A 16,014-nucleotide genomic window follows, 5' to 3' on the forward strand; every position below is an offset into this window, starting at 1 on the left:
GCCGGAGCACGAGCGCCTGGCGGCGCTGGACGCGGTCGCCGAGGCCTTCGCCGGACCGGGGCCGGTGGGCGCGGACGCCCTGTTCGCCGCCGACCTGGACCCGCAGGCCCTGGCGGCGACACTGCCCGTGCCGCCGGCCGCCGGGCTGAGCGCGGCGGCCGAAGCCGTGTGCCGGGACCTGATCCGGCTGGCGTGCGTCCACACCGTCGAGTACCTGACGACCCTGCCGGGGTTCGGCGCCCGCGCCGATGTGGAACTCGTCCGCAGGACGGGGCAGTTGCAGCGTGCCGTGGACCGGCTGGCGGACCGGGCCGACGGGGCGGCGTACGCCTTCGAGGAGCGGTACGCCACGTACGTCGCCGAGACCCACGGACGGCTCCAGCTCTTCGGCCTGACCACCGGCCGGCGACGGGAGGAATGGCCGCTGGACCTCGCCTACATCAGCCTCGCGGTGAGCGGCGAACAGCTCACCGCGATGCCGGGCGAGCAGGGGGTGCACCGGACCGCCGTCAAGGCCGAACAGGCCCTCGGGGCGGCGGACCGGGTGCTGCTGCGCGGCCCGGCCGGCTCGGGCAAGAGCACCCTGCTGCAGTGGCTCGCCGTCAACGCGGCCCGGCAGGCGGGCGGGCCGTGGAGCACCTGCGTACCGTTCGTCCTGCGGCTGCGCGCGTTCACCACGGCGGACGGCCTGCCGATGCCGGAGGCGTTCCTCAGGGCCTCGGGTGTGCCGCTGTCGGCGCCGGCCGGCTGGGTGGAGGAGCTGATGCTCAGCGGCCGGGCCCTGGTCCTGGTGGACGGCGTGGACGAGGTCCCGCAGCGCTTGCGCACCCGGACGGAGAACTGGCTGCGGTCCCTGGTCTCGGCCTTCCCCCAGGCCCGGTACGTGGTGACCACCCGGCCGTCCGCGGTCCCCGAGGACTGGCTCGCCGGGCAGGGGTTCGTACCGCACGCGCTGCTGCCGATGGAGCGCGAGGACGTGGGGGCGTTCATCGCGCACTGGCACACGGCGGCGCGCGCGGAGGCCGGACCGGCCGGGGAGGACCTCGACGCGTACGAGACCGCCCTGCTGGAGGCCGTCTCGGCCCGCCGGGACCTGGGCCGGCTCGCGACGAACCCGCTGATGTGCGCCCTGCTGTGCGCCCTGAACCGGGACCGGCGGATGCAACTCCCCCGGGCCCGCAAGGAGCTGTACGACGCCGCGCTCGACATGCTGCTGGTCCGCCGGGACACCGAGCGGGAGATCGCCGGGGTCGAGGGGGTCTACCTCACCCGGGACGAGCAGATCCTGCTGCTCCAGCGGTTCGCGTACTGGCTCATCCGGAACGGTCAGGTCGAGGCGGGCCGGGACGAGGCCGTCGAGCTGGTGGAGGAGTGGCTGGAGGGCATGCCGCAGGTCCGCGAGCAGGCGGATGCGGAACAGGTGTTCGCGCACCTGCTGATCCGCAGCGGGCTGCTGCGCGAGCCGGTGCCGGGCGCGGTGGACTTCGTCCACCGGACCTTCCAGGACTACCTGGGCGCGAAGGCGGCGGTGGAGTCGCGGGACTTCGGCGTCCTGGTGAAGAACGCGCAGGACGACACGTGGGACGACGTGGTCCGCATGGCGGTGGGCCACGCCCGCCCGGACGAGCGGACCCGCATCCTGCGGGGGCTGCTCAAGCGCGCGGACAAGGTCAAGTCCGCCCGCAGCCGCCTGGCCCTGCTGGCCGCGGCCTGCCTGGAACACGCCCCGGAGCTGGACCCGGCCCTCCGCCGGGAGATCCAGTCCCGCACGGCCGAACTGCTGCCGCCGCGCACGCCGGAGCAGGCGGAGGAGCTGGCCAAGGCCGGAGAGCTGGTGCTGGAGCTGCTGCCGGGGCCGGAGGGGCTGGCCGGGGACGAGGCCGCCGCGTGCGTACGGACGGCGGCGTTGGTCGGCGGCGTGCGGGCGCTGGGGGTGATCGCCCGCTTCCGCCCGGACGGCCGGCCGGCCGTGCAGCGGCAGCTCGTCGACAGCTGGCACAGATTCGACGCCGTCCCGTTCGTCGACGAGGTGCTGGCCGACGCCACTCTCGGCCGGACCATGGTCATGGTCCGAACTCCCGAGCAGGTGGCCGCCCTCGCCGGGCTGCGGAACGTGGAGAGCCTGCACATCAGCGGGGCCGACGATCTCCCGGCCCACCTGGCCGACCTGCACCTGAAGAGCCTGGTGCTGTACCGCAACGGGCTGAGGGACCTCGGCACGCTGGCGGTGCACGAGGAGCTCGACTACCTGGGCCTCTACGACTGCCGGGAACTGGCCGGGCTGGGACCGCTCACGGCCCTCCCCCGGCTCGAAACCCTGGTGCTGACGGACCTGCCCGCCGGGCTGGACCTCGCGCCCCTGGCCGAGATGCCCGCACTCGCCTGGCTGACGCTCAACACGCCGCCCGGCGTGGAGCGCGTCTCCGAGCTGCCGGTCCCGCAGACCCTCCGGGGGCTCGCACTGATCCACCCCGGGGTCCGGCTCGATTCCCTTGCGCCCTGGCCGGAGCTGAAGTGGCTGAGCGTCAGCGGACCCCAGCACCTGAACGGGCTGGCGGCACTGCCGGAGCTCCCCCGGCTGGACACGCTCAACGTGCTGGAACAGCCGGACCTCGATCCCGCGGTGCTGCTCGGCCAGCCGCGGACGACCATGCTGAACCTGGGCAACTGCCACTGCCCGAAGGGCCTTGCCGCGCTCCGCGAGCTCCCTGAGCTGCGCCGTCTGGTGCTGACCGGCCGTACGACCCACGACCTGGCCCCGCTCGCCGACCTGGACCGGCTGACGATCGAGCTCCACCGGGGGGCCCAGGTCGCCGGCCTGGACCGGATCCCGCCCGAGCGGATCACCTGGCTGAGCCCCTGGTGATCGGCCCGGCGGGAGCCGGCATGGTCACCAGACCCGGACCGAGCCCCCTCGGGCGAAGGCCGGGCTGGTGGCCTCGGGCGGGACCTCCGTCAGGGGCTCGGCGATCTCCGCGACCAGCGGGCCGTGCTTCGCCGCGAGCGCGTCCAGCAGCGCCAGGTCGAAGCCGTAGACGCGGGCCGCGTTGCCGCCGGCCATCGCCGCGACCTCCTCCCGCGGCAGGCCGGCGTAGGCGATGCGCAGGCCCTCGCGGGAAAAGGGCGTGGTCCCCTCGTCGTGGGGGTAGTCACTGCCCCACATGATCTTGTCGAGGCCGATCCGCTCGCGCAGCGGCACCTCGTGGGGGCGCATGAAGCTCGCGCCCACGAAGCAGTTGTCCCGCCAGACCTCGCTCGGGCCCTTGCCCATGGAGTCGGCGAGCCCCGCACCGAACTTGGACTCGGCGGTGGAGGCAGCCGCCACCAGTCGGCCGTGGTAGTAGTCCAGCATGTCGAGCACGCCCGGGATCCAGCCGGAGCCCTGTTCGGTCAGCACCAGCTTCAGGTCCGGGTGGCGGCGGAAGGCGCCGCCGAAGATCAGGTGCCACAGGGCCCGGTGCGAGAACCAGGTGGTCTCCACCATGAAGACCGCCCGGGCCGCCGGTTCCGGCCCCAGCGGCGGCGACGCCGAGCCGCCGTGGTGGTTGACCGGGACGTCCAGCTCGGCGCAGACCGCCCAGATCGGGTCGTACACGTCCGCGTACAGCTCGGGGACGGCCGAGCCCGGGGGGACGCCCGGCAGCAGGATGCCGCCGGTCAGGCCCGCCTCGCGGGTGCGGCGGATCTCCGCGACCGCCGCGTCCACGTCGTTCAGGAGGATCTGGGCGACGCCGGCCCGCCGGCCGGGTGCGTCCGCGCAGAAGTCGGCGAGCCAGCGGTTGTGCGCCTGGAGCCCGGCCCAGCGCTGCTCGTACTCGGCGCGGGTGGGCGGCTGCGCCATCAGGGAGGCGCTGGGGAAGAACGGCGGGATGGTGTTGGGGAAGACCACCTCCGCGACGATCCCGTCCGCCTCCAGTTCGGCCAGTCGGCGCGCGGAGTTCCAGTTGCGGTCGGCGGTGTCGGCGAGGAGGTCCTCGTACGGGTTGACGTACGCGGCCGCCCAGGCGTCGAACGCGTCGTGGTGCTTCCTCTCCAGGTACGGCCTGTAGTCGAGCAGGTCGGCGCCCGCGTGGCAGTCGGCCGAGATCACCGTGTAGCGGTCCCCGTTCACGGGTGCACCCCCAGGACCGGGAAGTCGCCGCCCGTCAGCCAGTGCCGGCCCGTCTCGCGCGAGCGGGACCACGAGGCCTCGACCGCGGTCTGGTCGGGCGACTGGCCCAGCTCCGCCGGGGTGGGCCCGATACGCCGGGCCAGCGGGGCCAGTTTCGCGTTGTCGAAGCCGAAGACCTCGGCCGCGGCCAGGCCCAGCATGTGGCGGGTCTCCGCGACCGGGATGTCGTGGAAGGTGCTGCGCAGCCACGTGCGGGTGTTGGGCCATGTCCCCTCGGGGTGCGGGAAGTCCGAGCCCCACAGGATGTTGTCGACGCCGATCTCGTAGCGCTGGGCGAGTTCGCGGCGCTTGGTGTTGGTGGCGCAGACGAAGACCTGGCGGTCGAGGTACTCGCTCGGCGGCCGCTTGAGCTCCGCGAAGGGCGACAGCTTCTTGCCGCCGTGCGCGCCGAGGTAGAGCCGGTCCATGAACCACAGCTGGTTGGGCAGCCACCAGCAGCCGGACTCGGCGACGCCGAACTTCAGCCCGGGGTGCCGCTCGAAGGCGCCCGACCAGAGCAGGAACCACAGCGGCCGGGCCGGCCACCAGGTGACCTCGGAGACGTAGATGCCCAGGTGGTCGCCGTACTCGTGGCGCGGCGCGGCCCCGGAGTGGGTGACGACCGGCATCGCAGTCTCGGCGGCGGCCGCCCAGACGGGGTCGTAGCGGCGGTCGTGGTACGGGGCCTTGTCGACCCACATGGACGGGATCATCAGGGCGCCGAGGCCGGACTCCTTGGCCCGGTGGATCTCGGCGACGACCTTGTCCGGCTCGGCGGTGACGGGCAGCAGGGCGACGCCGCAGTGCCGCTCGGGGTGCTCGGAGACGAACTCGGCGAGCCAGCGGTTGTGGGCCTGCGCGCCGGCCATGCCGAGCTCGGGGTCCTGGTCGCCGGAGAGGCCGAGGCCGACGCCGAAGGGGGCGGCGGTCTGGCTGTCCACGGCGTCGGCGTCGGGGAAGACCACCTCGGCGGCCACCCCGTCGCCGTCGAGCTCCTTCAGGCGCTGGGCGGTGTCCCAGCCGCCCTTGAGGCCTTCCTCGTTGTCGTGGAACCACTTGGCGGCGAAGGCCTCGTTGCGGATGCCGAGCCGGGTGGCCTCCTCGCGGCGGGCGTCGCGCTGGCCGAGGAACTCGTCGAAGGCGCGGTGGAAGCGGGAGTCGAGGTAGGGGCGGTACCGCTCGGTGGGCAGGCCGGCGTGGCAGTCGGAGGAGATGACGAGGTACGGCTTCTCGTGGTCTGCGTGGTCTGCGTGCTCTGTGTGGTCTGTGTGGTCTGTGTGGTCTGTGTGGGCGCTCTCGGTCACGTCGGGCTCCTCAGTCGAGGATGAAGCGTTCCAGGTAGGCGGGGTTGGCGCGGTCGAGCATGGACTGCGACCGGGCGCGGATCTGGCGGTCGCTGTGCTCGCCGGCCGGCAGCATCCAGAAGCGGTCGGCGCGGATGCCGTCGACCACGTGCTCGGCAACCTCCTCGACCGGGGTGAAGCGCACCTCCTGGCCGGCCGCGCGCATGGCCGCCTCGTACTGGTCGAGGGTGCGGTACGGGCTCTTGCGCGGGCGCTGTTTGGCGTAGCGCTCGGGCCGGTTGCGGTGCGACTCCCACAGGCCGGTGCGCAGCATGTGCGGTCCGGGGAAGAGGACGGAGGCGCCGACGGCCGCGCCCTCGGCCTTGAGGTGGGCGTACAGCGACTCGGTCATGGTGACCACGGCGGCCTTGGTCACGGCGTAGACGGAGGCGGTGGGCAGCGGGGCGATGCCGCCGTCGCCGGAGGAGGTGTTGACGACGTGGCCGGGGGCGCCGCCCGCGAGCATGCGGGGGACGAAGGCCTGGATGCCGTGGAAGACGCCCCAGACGTTGACGGAGAACGCCCATGCCCAGTCATTGGGTTCGTGCTCCCACATGCGCCCCTCGGCGCCGGAGCCGACCCCGGCGTTGTTGCACAGCACGTGGACCGCGCCGAAGGCGTCGTACGCGGCGTCGGCGAGGGCGATGACGGAATCGCGCTCGCTCACGTCGACGGTGCGGGCGAGCACCTCGGCGCCCTCGGCGGTGAGCTCCTCGGCGGCCTTGCGCAGGGCGCCCTCCTCGACGTCGCCGAGGACGACCCGGAGGCCCTCGGCGGCGAAGCGGCGGGCCATGGCGAGGCCGATGCCGCTCGCGGCCCCGGTGACGACGGCGGTCTGGCCGGCTTCGAGCCGCATCACGCCCTCCCCTCGGTGCTTGCCGGGGGCGGGCCGTCGAAGGCCTGCTGCGGGTCGTCGTAGCGCTGGTGGAGGTAGGGCAGCAGGGCCCGGGCGCTGACCCGCTCGACCACGCGGCCCTGCTGGTCGGTGGTCTTCTCGCCGATGGTGATCCCGACGAGGCGGCGTACGGGCAGGTCGGCGACGGGGTCGTACATGGACTCGCGCAGGACGACGTCCCCGGTGACGCTCTCCAGCCTGCGGACCTTCTCGTTGCGGGTGCAGTGCACGAGCACCGGGTCGGCGTCGAAGCCCGAGCCGTCCACGGCGGGCAGGAACTTGAAGTAGAAGTCGGTCCTGCGGGTGGGCTCCGGCAGCGGCAGGGCGCCGCCGACCGCCCCGCGCACCTCCACGAAGGCGATGCCGTGCCGGGCGAGGGCGGCCCGTACGACCAGGCCGTCGCGCTCGACGGTGACCTCGCCGAGCTTCTTCGGCTCGCCGAAGACCTCGCGGCCGCCGGTCAGTGCCCGCTCGTGGGTCATCGGCATGACCAGCGGGTACCAGCCCTCGACGCCGTCGTGCCGGGCGGCCACGGCGACCGAGCCGGCACCGAGGGGGTAGCCGGGGAGGTCGACCTTGCTGATGTTGGCCCGGACGAGGGGACGACCGCCGGGCTTGAGGGGCGGCGGGAGGACGGCCGCCACCACGTCGGGGTCGGTCTCCCAGACGGCCACCACGCCGGTGGACCAGATGTCGGGCAGCTTTGCACTCTTCTCGCGCGACGCGGCGATCTCGGCCTCGGTGCGCGCTCCGTACCGTACGCGTGCCATGGGTGTGCACCCTTCGTCGAAGGTTCTGTAACAGAGTTACACCGAGCCCGATGAAGGGTGAAGAGGGCTGCACGGGCCAAACTGACGGACCGTCGGACCGTTGGACGGTCGGACGGTCGGACGGTCGACGGCTCGGGGAGAGAGGGCAGGCGATGGCGAGGAGCTCCCTCACCCGCGAGGAGGTGCTGGCGGCCGCCGCCGGCCTGGTCAGGCAGCACGGCCCGGACGCCCTGACCATGCGCAAGCTCGCCGCCGAGCTCGGCACGGCCGTCACCTCGATCTACTGGCACGTCGGCAACCGCGAGCAGCTCCTCGACGCCCTCGTCGAGCGCACCGTGCAGGACATGGGGGCCGTCCGGCCCGTCGGCCGCACCCCCGCCGAGCGCATCGTCTCGGTGGCCCGGGGCCTGCGCCGCGAACTGCGCGCCCGGCCGCACCTGATCGCCATGGTCCACGAACGCGGCCTCACCGAGCGGATGTTCCTGCCCGCCCAGCAGGCCCTCGTGCACGAGGTCCACGCGGCGGGCCTGCGCGGGGCGCGGGCGGCCGACGCCGTGCGGGCGGTGCAGTTCCAGGTCGTCGGCTTCGTCCTGGTCGAGCGGAACCGGGAGCGCTCCCCCGCCCAGTCCCCGGCCGAGACCGAACTCTGGGACGACCCGGCAGCAGCGGGCGCCGCCGCCCCCGACGACCCGGCCCTGACCCACGCACTGACCCGGCCCGCCGACCCCGAGCGGCTGTTCCTGCTGTCCGTACGGGCCCTGGTGCGGTCCTTGCTGGCGCCCGCGGGGTAATCCGCTTGGCGGCGCCGGGCCGCCGTGATGGGATCGGGGGCACGGGGGCGGCTCCCCGGCGTGCATCCTTCTCACTCTTTTTTGCAAAAAGCCCCGCGCGCCCACTCTCCGCCCCCGTTCTGCCTGTTCAGGGGGACCTCACGATGCACGCGACCGATTCCGTACTGCTGCGCCGGATCCAGACCGTCTACGTCGACCCGGGCTGTGCCGACGCCGTCCGCGTCGACCCGGTCCGTGCCGACCCGGTCTGTGCCGACCCGGTCTGTGCCGACCCGGTCTGTGCCGATACCGTCCACGTCGACCGGGCGGCCGCGCACGGGCACCGGCCCGGCCCGCCGACGGCCGTGCGCAGGGTGGAGGCCGAGCTGCTCGAACGCGGGTACACCCTCTCCCCCGCGCTGCACGCGGCACTGGCCGCGCTGCCCGCCGACCGGCTGCCGGCCGTCCGCACCCGCCTGGTGGGACTGGCCGACGAGCTGCTCGGCGCGGACCGGACGCACACCCTGCTCTTCCGGCGCTTCCCGTGGAACGTCCTGCGCGACACCGAGCGGCTGTACGTGGACCGGGTCTTCTCCCATCTGCTCCAGGAGCCGGAGCAGCCGTGCGTGCTGTGCGGGGAGAGCGGCACCGTCCTGCCCGTCTCGCCCTGCGCCCACCTGGTGTGCCGACTGTGCTGGGACGGCTCCGACTACGCCGGCTGCCCCGTCTGCCACCGCCGGATCGGCCCGGGCGACCCCTTCCTGCGCCCGGCTGCGGCGAACGGGCCCGCGGACGGCGCGGCCAAGGCGACCGCCGGCGGGCCGCTGCGGCTGCTGCACCTGGGCACCACCCGGGCCGCCGACGCCACCCCGGTGGTCGACGCGCTGCTGGGGCGCCGTACGCCGCTGTCCCCGCAGGACCGCGAGGACCTGCTGACCCTGCTGCCGCTGACCCCGGCCGGCCGCGGGCTGCTGCCCGCGCAGATCCCGGTACGGGAGACCAAGGCGCTGGTCGTCGCCACCCTGCTGGCCTCGGCGCCGGCGGGCGCCGAGGAGGCCGTACGGTCGCTGCCTGGCGAGCGGCTGGACACCGCCACGGACGTGCTGCGGGTCCTGGCCGTCCTGTCCGGCGGGGACCCGGGGCTGCTGCCGCTGCCCCGTTTCACGAGCCTGGCGCGGCCGCTGCGCCGTGAACTCCTCGGTGTGCTGGACTCCTTGCCCACCGGCTTCCTCGTCGAGGACCTGCTGCGGCACCCGACCGCGTGGAAGCGGGCGGCCGAGACCCTGCACCCGTTCGAGCGGCATGCCCGCCACCCCCGGGCGGCCCTGGCCTTCGCCGTACTGCGCAGGACACCGGTCCGCGCCGGTACCGCGCTCGGCGACGCCCTGCTGGAGACCGCCGCCGCGCACCCGGACGCCGTCCGGGCCGAGGGCGGCCGGATCCGGCCCGCGACCTGGGCCGGGCAGCTGGAGCAGGCCCTGGCCGCGGGTGACCTCGCGGCGGCCGTGGACCTCGCGGGCCGGCGGCCGGGCGAACTGGTCCGCCGCTTGGACCACTTGCTGAGGCTGCACGGCGACGGGGCCGCGGAGCCGGCCCCCGGGCTGCAGAAGGCGCTGCTGCGCGGACTGCCCTCGGTGGGTCCCGGGCCGCTGCTGTCGGCGCTCGGCGCGCTGCGGATGCGGTCCGAGGACCGCGTCGGGCGCCGCCGGGTGTTCTTCCCGCGCGGCCAGGTGGCCCAAGCCACGTCGGTGCCCGAGCAGCGCCCGCCGCTGTCCGCGGCGCTGGCCGGGGCCACCGTGGCGCTGCTGGAGGCGGAGGTGCTGCGCCGGTTCGCGGCGGCCGGCGCGGAGCGGGAGCCGTACGAACTCGCCGTGCTCGACGCGGGCCTGGCGGACCTCGCCGTGCCTTTCGCCGAGCGCGCCTCGGCCGCCTCCCTGGTGGCCGTGCCCCGCGGCAGCACCCTGACCCTGCCCGAGGGCGAGGTGCTGCGGCTGTTCCTGCACTGGACGGAGCCGCAGGGCGACCGGACCGACCTGGACCTGTCGGTCGCCTTCTTCGACGCCGCGTGGCGCTGCACCGGCCTGTGCGACTACACGCAGCTCACGCACGGCCCGGACCGCGCGGCCGTCCATTCCGGCGACCTCACCTCCGCCCCCGCGCCGGACGGGGCCACCGAGTACGTGGACCTGGACCTGGCCCGGCTGGCCGCCCACGGCGACGTCTACGCGGTCCCGCTGGTGTTCAGCTTCAACAACGTGCCCTTCGACCGGCTGCCGGACGCCTTCGCCGGGTTCATGGCGCTGCCCGCCGACGGGCCGCGCGACGCCACGTACGACCCGCGGACCGTCCGCCAGCGCTTCGACCTCGCCGGCGAGTCCCGGGCGTGCCTGCCGATGGTGGTGGACCTGGCCGCCCGGCGGGCCCTGTGGACCGACGTCCACCTCCCGCCCAGCGGCGGTTTCCAGAGCGTGCGCTCGCACGGCGGGCGGCTCGGCGAAGTGGCCCGCGACCTGTGGGAGCAGTTCGGCTCCGGCACCCGCGCCACCCTGTGGGACCTCGCGGTGTGGCGGGCGGCCGCCCGGACCGGGGAGGTGCTCGTGGTGCGCCGGGCGGCCGTGCCCCCGCAGCGGCACGACGAGCTGCGGGTGCACGACGAGCTGGGCGGGCACGACGAGCTGCGGGTGCCCGACGAGCTGAGCGGGCACGACGAGCCGTGCGGGCACGAAGAGCTGTGCGTGTACCGGCGGCGGCCCGCCGAGCAGGCCGCGGACTTCGCCGTCCGGATCGCCGCGGGGCAGGCTCCGGACGAGCGGCGGCCGTACCGGGACGCCGGCGCGGCGGCGGCCGAAGTGGCGGCCGGCAGGCGGGTGTTCCTGGCGGCGGTACGGGCCGACGTGGCGCCGGAGCGGGCGTCGGGCACCTCGTACCGGTTGTTCCCGGGGCCCGCGGACGCCGCCGCGGACCTCACCCGGGTCACCGGCGGGGACCTGGTGGCCGAGCTCGGGTGAGGCCGGGCGGGCAGCGGGCTGTGCCGAGCGGGCAGCGGGGTGTCGGTGCGGGCCCGTATCCTCTGTGACCATGCTCGACGACCGTAGGACCGCAGAGACGACGTGGCCGACCGCGTACCCCCAGGGGTACGCGGTCGTCGACGTGGAGACCACCGGACTCGCTCGCGACGACCGGATAGTCTCCGCCGCCGTCTACCGGCTCGACGCGCAGGGCAATGTGGAGGACCACTGGTACACGCTGGTCAACCCGCTGCGCGACCCGGGTCCGGTCTGGATCCACGGCCTGACGAGCGAGGTGCTGGCGGACGCGCCGCTCTTCAAGGACATCGCCGACGAGTTCGCCGACCGACTCGCGGACCGCGTGCTCGTCGCGCACAACGCCATCTTCGACTGGCAGATGATCGCCCGCGAGTACGCCCGGGCCGAGAGCGCGGCGCCGGTCCGTCAGCGGCTGTGCACCATCGCCCTGTCGAAGGAGCTCGGTCTTCCGCTGCCCAACCACAAGCTGGAGTCGCTGGCCGCGCACTTCGGCGTCGTACAGCAGCGCGCCCACCACGCGCTCGACGACGCCCGGGTGCTGGCGGAGGCGTTCCGCCCGTCGCTGCACGCCGCCGCGCGGGACGGCGTACGGCTTCCGCTGCTGGAGTGCCGGCCGCTGACCGAGTGGTCGGACTCGGCGGCGACCCCGCGGATCGGGTACCAGGCCTCCTACCGGTCCAGCAGCTGGCGCCCGTCGCGCAAGCGGCCGCCGTGCCCCTATCCGAACCCGGGCCGCTTCGAGGACGGCCGGCCGCTCAAGCAGGGCATGCGGGTCGCCTTCTCGGGTGACACGTCGGTGGAGCGCGAGCTGCTGGAGGACCGGGCGATCGAGGCGGGCCTGCACGTGGCCACGAGTGTGTCGCGGCTCACCAGCCTGCTGGTGACCAACGACCCGGACTCGGCGACGTCGAAGACGGCCAAGGCCAAGGCGCACGGCACCCCGATCGTCGACGAGGCGGCCTTCACCCAGCTGCTGCGGGACGTGGCCCCGGCGGACTGACCCGCCCCGGCGGTCCGTGTGCCGCCCGTGTGCCGTCTGCGTGCGGCCCGTATGCCGTCCGTATGCGGTCCGCTTTCGTTGCGCCGGGCGGGTGCATGGCGGGCGACTCACCCCGGTGGACCTTGCCCCGGTCGGCGCGGCTCCGGAGCATGCGGCGCATGGCTCGTTGCGAGGTCTGCGGAAACGATTACGGCATGTCCTTCGAGGTGCACGCGCAGGGCGCGGTGCACGTCTTCGACTGCTTCTCCTGCGCCATTCACCGCATGGCGCCCATCTGTGAGCACTGCCGGGTCCAGATCATCGGGCAGGGCGTCGAGGCCGACGGCAAGTGGTACTGCGGGGCGCACTGCGCCCGCTCGGAGGGGAAGGTGGGGATCGTCGACCGCGTCTGACATCCGTCCCTCCGGGCCCCGGCGGGCCGCCCTCCCCACAGCCCGTCGGGCGGCGGAGGTGCCCCCACCGCCGGGGCCCCCGGCGCGCCGGGGTACCGTCGAGGCGTGTACCGCTTCGTCCTGACCCGGCAGTGGGTGTGCCTCACCCTCGTCGCCCTCGTCCTCATCCCCGTGATGGTCAAGCTGGGGTTCTGGCAGTTCCACCGCCATGAGCGCCGGGTCGCACAGAACGAGCTGATCGCGGCGAACCTGGACGCCGCGCCCGTGCCGGTGACCGACGTCACCTCCCCCGGCCACGAGGTCCCGAGGGCCGACTTCTGGCGTACGGTCACCGCGACCGGCACCTTCGACGCGGCCCACGAGGTCGTGGTGCGGATGCGGACCAACGCCGACGACCGGGTCGGCTTCCATGTCCTGACCCCCCTGGTGCTGGCCGACGGCCGGGTGGTCCTGGTCAACCGCGGCTGGGTGCCGGGCGGCGGCGCCCCCGGCGACCACCCGCAGGTGCCGGCCCCGCCCGCCGGCGAGGTGACCGTCACCGGGCGGCTGAAGGCCGACGAGACCAGCGCCGGCAGTGGCATCAAGGACCGCGCCGGTCTGCCGGACCGTCAGGTGATGCTGATCAACAGCGAGCAGCAGGCCCGGGCCCTGGGCCGGCCGGTGCTCGGCGGCTACCTGGAGCTGGCCGCTCCGGAGCCCGCGGACGGCAGCCCGGAGCCCATCGGCGAGCCCGACCACGACTCCATCGGGGCGCACATGGCGTACGCGGTCCAGTGGTGGCTGTTCGCCGCCGGTGTGCCGGTCGGCTGGGTGGTCCTCGTACGGCGGGAGAAGCGCGACCGCGAGCAGGCGGCGGCCGCTGCCCCGGCCGCCGGGGAGAACGAGCCCGCGACCGCGTAGCGTGGGCCCATGGATCTTGGACTGAAGGACCGTGTCTACGTCGTCACCGGGGCCAGCCGCGGGCTGGGCCTGGCCACCGCGCGCGAGCTGACCGCCGACGGCGCGAAGGTCGTCCTCACCGGGCGGGACGCCGGGCGGATCGCCGACGCGGCGGCCGGGCTGGGCCCGGGGGCCGTGGGGGTGGCCGCCGACAATGCCGACCCGGAGGCCGCCGGGCGGCTGATCGCCGCCGCCCGCGAGCACTTCGGGCGCTTCGACGGCATCCTCGTCAGCGTGGGCGGCCCGGCGCCCGGCTTCGCCGCGGACAACACGGACGAGCAGTGGCAGGCGGCGTTCGAGTCGGTGTTCCTGGGCGCGGTGCGCCTGGCCCGCGCGGCGGCCGCCGAGCTCGGCGAGGGCGGGGTCATCGGCTTCGTACTGTCCGGCTCGGTGCACGAGCCCATCCCGGGCCTGACCATCTCCAACGGCCTGCGGCCGGGCCTGGCCGGCTTCGCGAAGTCCCTGTCCGACGAGCTGGGCCCGCGCGGGATCCGGGTGGTCGGCCTGCTGCCGGCCCGGATCGACACCGACCGGGTGCGCGAGCTGGACGCCCTCTCGGGCGACGCGGAGGCCGCCCGCGCGGCCAACGAGGCCCGCATCCCGCTGCGCCGCTACGGGACGCCGGAGGAGTTCGGCCGCACCGCGGCATTCCTCCTCTCACCGGCCGCCTCGTACCTGACGGGCGTCATGCTCCCGGTGGACGGCGGCGCCCGACACGGCTTCTGAACCGAGGCCGGGCCCGTACGACGTCGAGGGGCTGCCGCGGGGCCGACGGACCGGCCGCCCGGCCGCCGCAGCCGTCCACGGTGTCGGTGCAGCAAGGCTCGGGAGGCCGGTCCGGCGCTGCGGACGCGCTCGCTGTCACCTGGCGGGGCCGACGCGTCGTGTCGGTGCGGTCGTCCGGATTTCGTGCACGATCACAGCTTGATCACATGCCCTGCACAGTGAGTTCACACGGACGAGCATGGCTTGATGCGCACACATCACGCCATCACCACGGTCCTCGCCACCGCCGCCCTGCTCACCCTCACCGGCTGCACCGACACCGACGTCAAGACCAAGCCTGACGCGGCCCCGGCCCCGGCGCAGAGCAGCAACTCCGCGCCCGCGACGCCCGCCGCCTCCGCCGCGCCGCAGAAGAAGGCCGCCGTCGGCGACACCCTCACCCTCGCCGGCAACAACGACGGCGAGAAGATCGCCGTCACCGTCAAGAAGTGGGTCGATCCGGCCACGTCCAAGGAGGAGTACGTACAGCCGAAGGACGGCAACCGGTTCGTCGCCGCCCAGCTGGAACTGGTCAACACCGGCACCGCCCCCTACGACGACAGCCCCTCGAACGGAGCCAAGGTCGCCGACGCCGAGGGCCAGCAGTTCACCTCCACCCTGACCATGGGCATCACCGCCGGCCCCGAGTTCCCCGGCAGCGTGACCATCGCGCCCGGCGGGAAGGCGTTGGGCTACATCGTGTTCGAGATCCCCAAGGACTCGAAGGTCAACCTGCTCCACTTCAGCCTGAACAGCGGCTTCGCATCGCAGATAGGGCAGTGGGACATCAAGTAGCGGCGCCGACCGAGCGCCGGACCACGACGCCGCCCGGTCACGGACGGGCGCGCGGGCTACGTCACGCGGGGGGCGTGGTGGGGGGTGAGGAGGAGGCGGGCTTCCGTGGGGAGTTCGGGGAGGCCCGCCGAGGTGCGGGCGTGGTCGAGGACGGGGCCGGCGAGGCCGGCCAGTACGTCGGCCGGTACGGCGTACGGCTCCAGCCGCAGGGTGATGCGCAGGGCGGGGGCGTCGCGCCGGCCGTGCAGGGCGACCCGGCAGTGCGCCACGCCGTCCAGGGCCTCGCACTCGGCGGCCACCGCCTCCTCCAGCGCCCGCCCGCGCAGCACCGCGTAGGCGCCGTCCCCGGTGTCCACCAGGACGTCCGGCAGCCGGGAGCGGCGCAGTTGGGCGGACAGCCACCACAGCGCGAGCAGCACGCACGCGGCGAGGGCCGCGGCCTCGGCCCACCACACCCAGCCCTCGGCGTGCAGGTCCCGCTGCCGGGCCCGGCTCAGCAGCGGCTCGTCCCGCCCGGCGAAGGGCCAGGACGCGGCGAGCACCGCGGCGCCGGCCGCCGCCGCGAGCAGGCCGGCCAGCGCGAGCAGGACCCGGTTCGCCGTTCCGAGCACGCCCCTCACCCCTTCCCGGTCGGGCGGGTGACCCGTACCCGCGGCGGCAGGTCGTGGGCCAGGCCCAGTTCCGTCAGGCCCACCGCGAGCACCGCCTCCAGGTCCGCGCGTACGTCGTCCAGCTCGCGGAAGTGCGAGGCCGCCCGCACCGCGACGAACCGGTGGTGGACCGTGACCCGGACCGACTGCACCCCGGGGACCTCCATGGCCCGGTCGCGCAGCAGCAGGGCCGCGCTCTTGCGGCCGATCCCGGCGCGTACGTCGGCGGCCCCGCCGGCCATCATCAGCATGCCGCGTCGGCCGGGAGCCAAGGCGAGCAGCAGGAGGGCGGCGCCGGCCAGGACCAGGGCCGCCGCGCCGGTGAGCACGGCGGCTTCGGCGAGGGTGTGCCGGTCCAGCTGGCGGGCGAGTTCGCGGCGCCAGCGCATGCCGGGGCGGCCGGCGCGGACGGCCGCGAGGTCGTAGAGGAAGAGGGCGGCCGCGGCGAGGACCACGAGGGCGACGAACGCGGCCGGCACCCGCCGGGCGGACCGCAAC

The 16,014-nt window shown here is 74.6% G+C and carries 14 protein-coding genes; 8 read left to right on the forward strand and 6 right to left on the reverse strand.

Annotated elements, in window-relative coordinates:
* Window positions 1-2,866 (forward strand): NACHT domain-containing protein (locus GPJ59_RS22025; protein WP_219668959.1); only part of this gene is annotated, 2,866 nt, incomplete at its 5' end.
* 24 nt (window positions 2,867-2,890) lie between these two features.
* Here GPJ59_RS22025 and GPJ59_RS22030 read toward each other — a convergent pair.
* From GPJ59_RS22030 to GPJ59_RS22045, 4 genes are all read right to left on the reverse strand, one after another.
* Window positions 2,891-4,111: an amidohydrolase family protein gene (locus GPJ59_RS22030; RefSeq protein ID WP_219668960.1), complete on the reverse strand. Its 1,221-nt coding sequence runs from the start codon at window positions 4,109-4,111 to the stop codon at window positions 2,891-2,893.
* The gene (locus GPJ59_RS22035; RefSeq protein ID WP_219668972.1) at window positions 4,108-5,364 is read right to left on the reverse strand and encodes an amidohydrolase family protein; all 1,257 of its coding nucleotides are present in this window, start codon (window positions 5,362-5,364) and stop codon (window positions 4,108-4,110) included. The genes GPJ59_RS22030 and GPJ59_RS22035 overlap by 4 nt, the downstream gene beginning before the upstream one ends.
* Before the next feature lie 100 nt (window positions 5,365-5,464).
* Window positions 5,465-6,349 carry an SDR family NAD(P)-dependent oxidoreductase gene (locus GPJ59_RS22040; protein ID WP_219668961.1) on the reverse strand — a complete coding sequence of 295 codons (885 nt, stop codon included), beginning with the start codon at window positions 6,347-6,349 and terminating at the stop codon, window positions 5,465-5,467.
* A complete protein-coding gene (locus GPJ59_RS22045) occupies window positions 6,349-7,158 on the reverse strand; it encodes an acetoacetate decarboxylase family protein (RefSeq protein ID WP_219668962.1) in 810 nt (269 codons plus the stop codon). The genes GPJ59_RS22040 and GPJ59_RS22045 overlap by 1 nt, the downstream gene beginning before the upstream one ends.
* Before the next feature lie 152 nt (window positions 7,159-7,310).
* Here GPJ59_RS22045 and GPJ59_RS22050 point away from each other — a divergent pair, with 152 nt between their 5' ends.
* The 7 genes from GPJ59_RS22050 (at window position 7,311) to GPJ59_RS22080 (ending at window position 14,866) form a co-directional block, all read left to right on the forward strand.
* Window positions 7,311-7,949, forward strand: a complete 639-nt coding sequence (locus tag GPJ59_RS22050; protein WP_219668963.1) for a TetR/AcrR family transcriptional regulator — start codon at window positions 7,311-7,313, stop codon at window positions 7,947-7,949.
* A 143-nt stretch (window positions 7,950-8,092) separates the two neighbouring features.
* Window positions 8,093-10,936, forward strand: coding sequence for an MXAN_6230/SCO0854 family RING domain-containing protein (locus tag GPJ59_RS22055; RefSeq protein ID WP_219668964.1), 2,844 nt, complete (start codon window positions 8,093-8,095; stop codon window positions 10,934-10,936).
* Window positions 10,937-11,000: 64 nt separating this feature from the next.
* Window positions 11,001-11,975, forward strand: a complete 975-nt coding sequence (locus GPJ59_RS22060; RefSeq protein ID WP_219668965.1) for a DEDDh family exonuclease — start codon at window positions 11,001-11,003, stop codon at window positions 11,973-11,975.
* 158 nt (window positions 11,976-12,133) lie between these two features.
* Window positions 12,134-12,367 (forward strand): hypothetical protein, encoded by a 234-nt coding sequence (locus tag GPJ59_RS22065; protein ID WP_219668966.1) that lies wholly within the window; start codon window positions 12,134-12,136, stop codon window positions 12,365-12,367.
* Window positions 12,368-12,472: 105 nt separating this feature from the next.
* Complete coding sequence (locus tag GPJ59_RS22070) at window positions 12,473-13,267, forward strand: SURF1 family cytochrome oxidase biogenesis protein (protein ID WP_219668967.1); 795 nt, start codon at window positions 12,473-12,475, stop codon at window positions 13,265-13,267.
* A gap of 9 nt (window positions 13,268-13,276) precedes the next feature.
* Complete coding sequence (locus GPJ59_RS22075; protein WP_219668968.1) at window positions 13,277-14,032, forward strand: SDR family oxidoreductase; 756 nt, start codon at window positions 13,277-13,279, stop codon at window positions 14,030-14,032.
* Window positions 14,033-14,278: 246 nt separating this feature from the next.
* Entirely contained in the window at window positions 14,279-14,866 is a 588-nt protein-coding gene (locus GPJ59_RS22080) for a DUF4352 domain-containing protein (protein ID WP_219668969.1), read from the forward strand.
* A 56-nt stretch (window positions 14,867-14,922) separates the two neighbouring features.
* Here GPJ59_RS22080 and amaP read toward each other — a convergent pair whose 3' ends face one another.
* Together amaP and GPJ59_RS22090 are read right to left on the reverse strand one after the other, a co-directional pair.
* A complete protein-coding gene (gene amaP / locus GPJ59_RS22085; protein WP_308120415.1) occupies window positions 14,923-15,477 on the reverse strand; it encodes an alkaline shock response membrane anchor protein AmaP in 555 nt (184 codons plus the stop codon).
* 5 nt (window positions 15,478-15,482) lie between these two features.
* A partial coding sequence (locus GPJ59_RS22090) for a DUF6286 domain-containing protein (protein ID WP_219668971.1) occupies window positions 15,483-16,014 on the reverse strand: 532 nt, incomplete at its 5' end.

The sequence above is a fragment of the Streptomyces bambusae genome, assembly GCF_019400985.1.
Classification (GTDB): Bacteria; Actinomycetota; Actinomycetes; order Streptomycetales; family Streptomycetaceae; genus Streptomyces; species Streptomyces bambusae_A.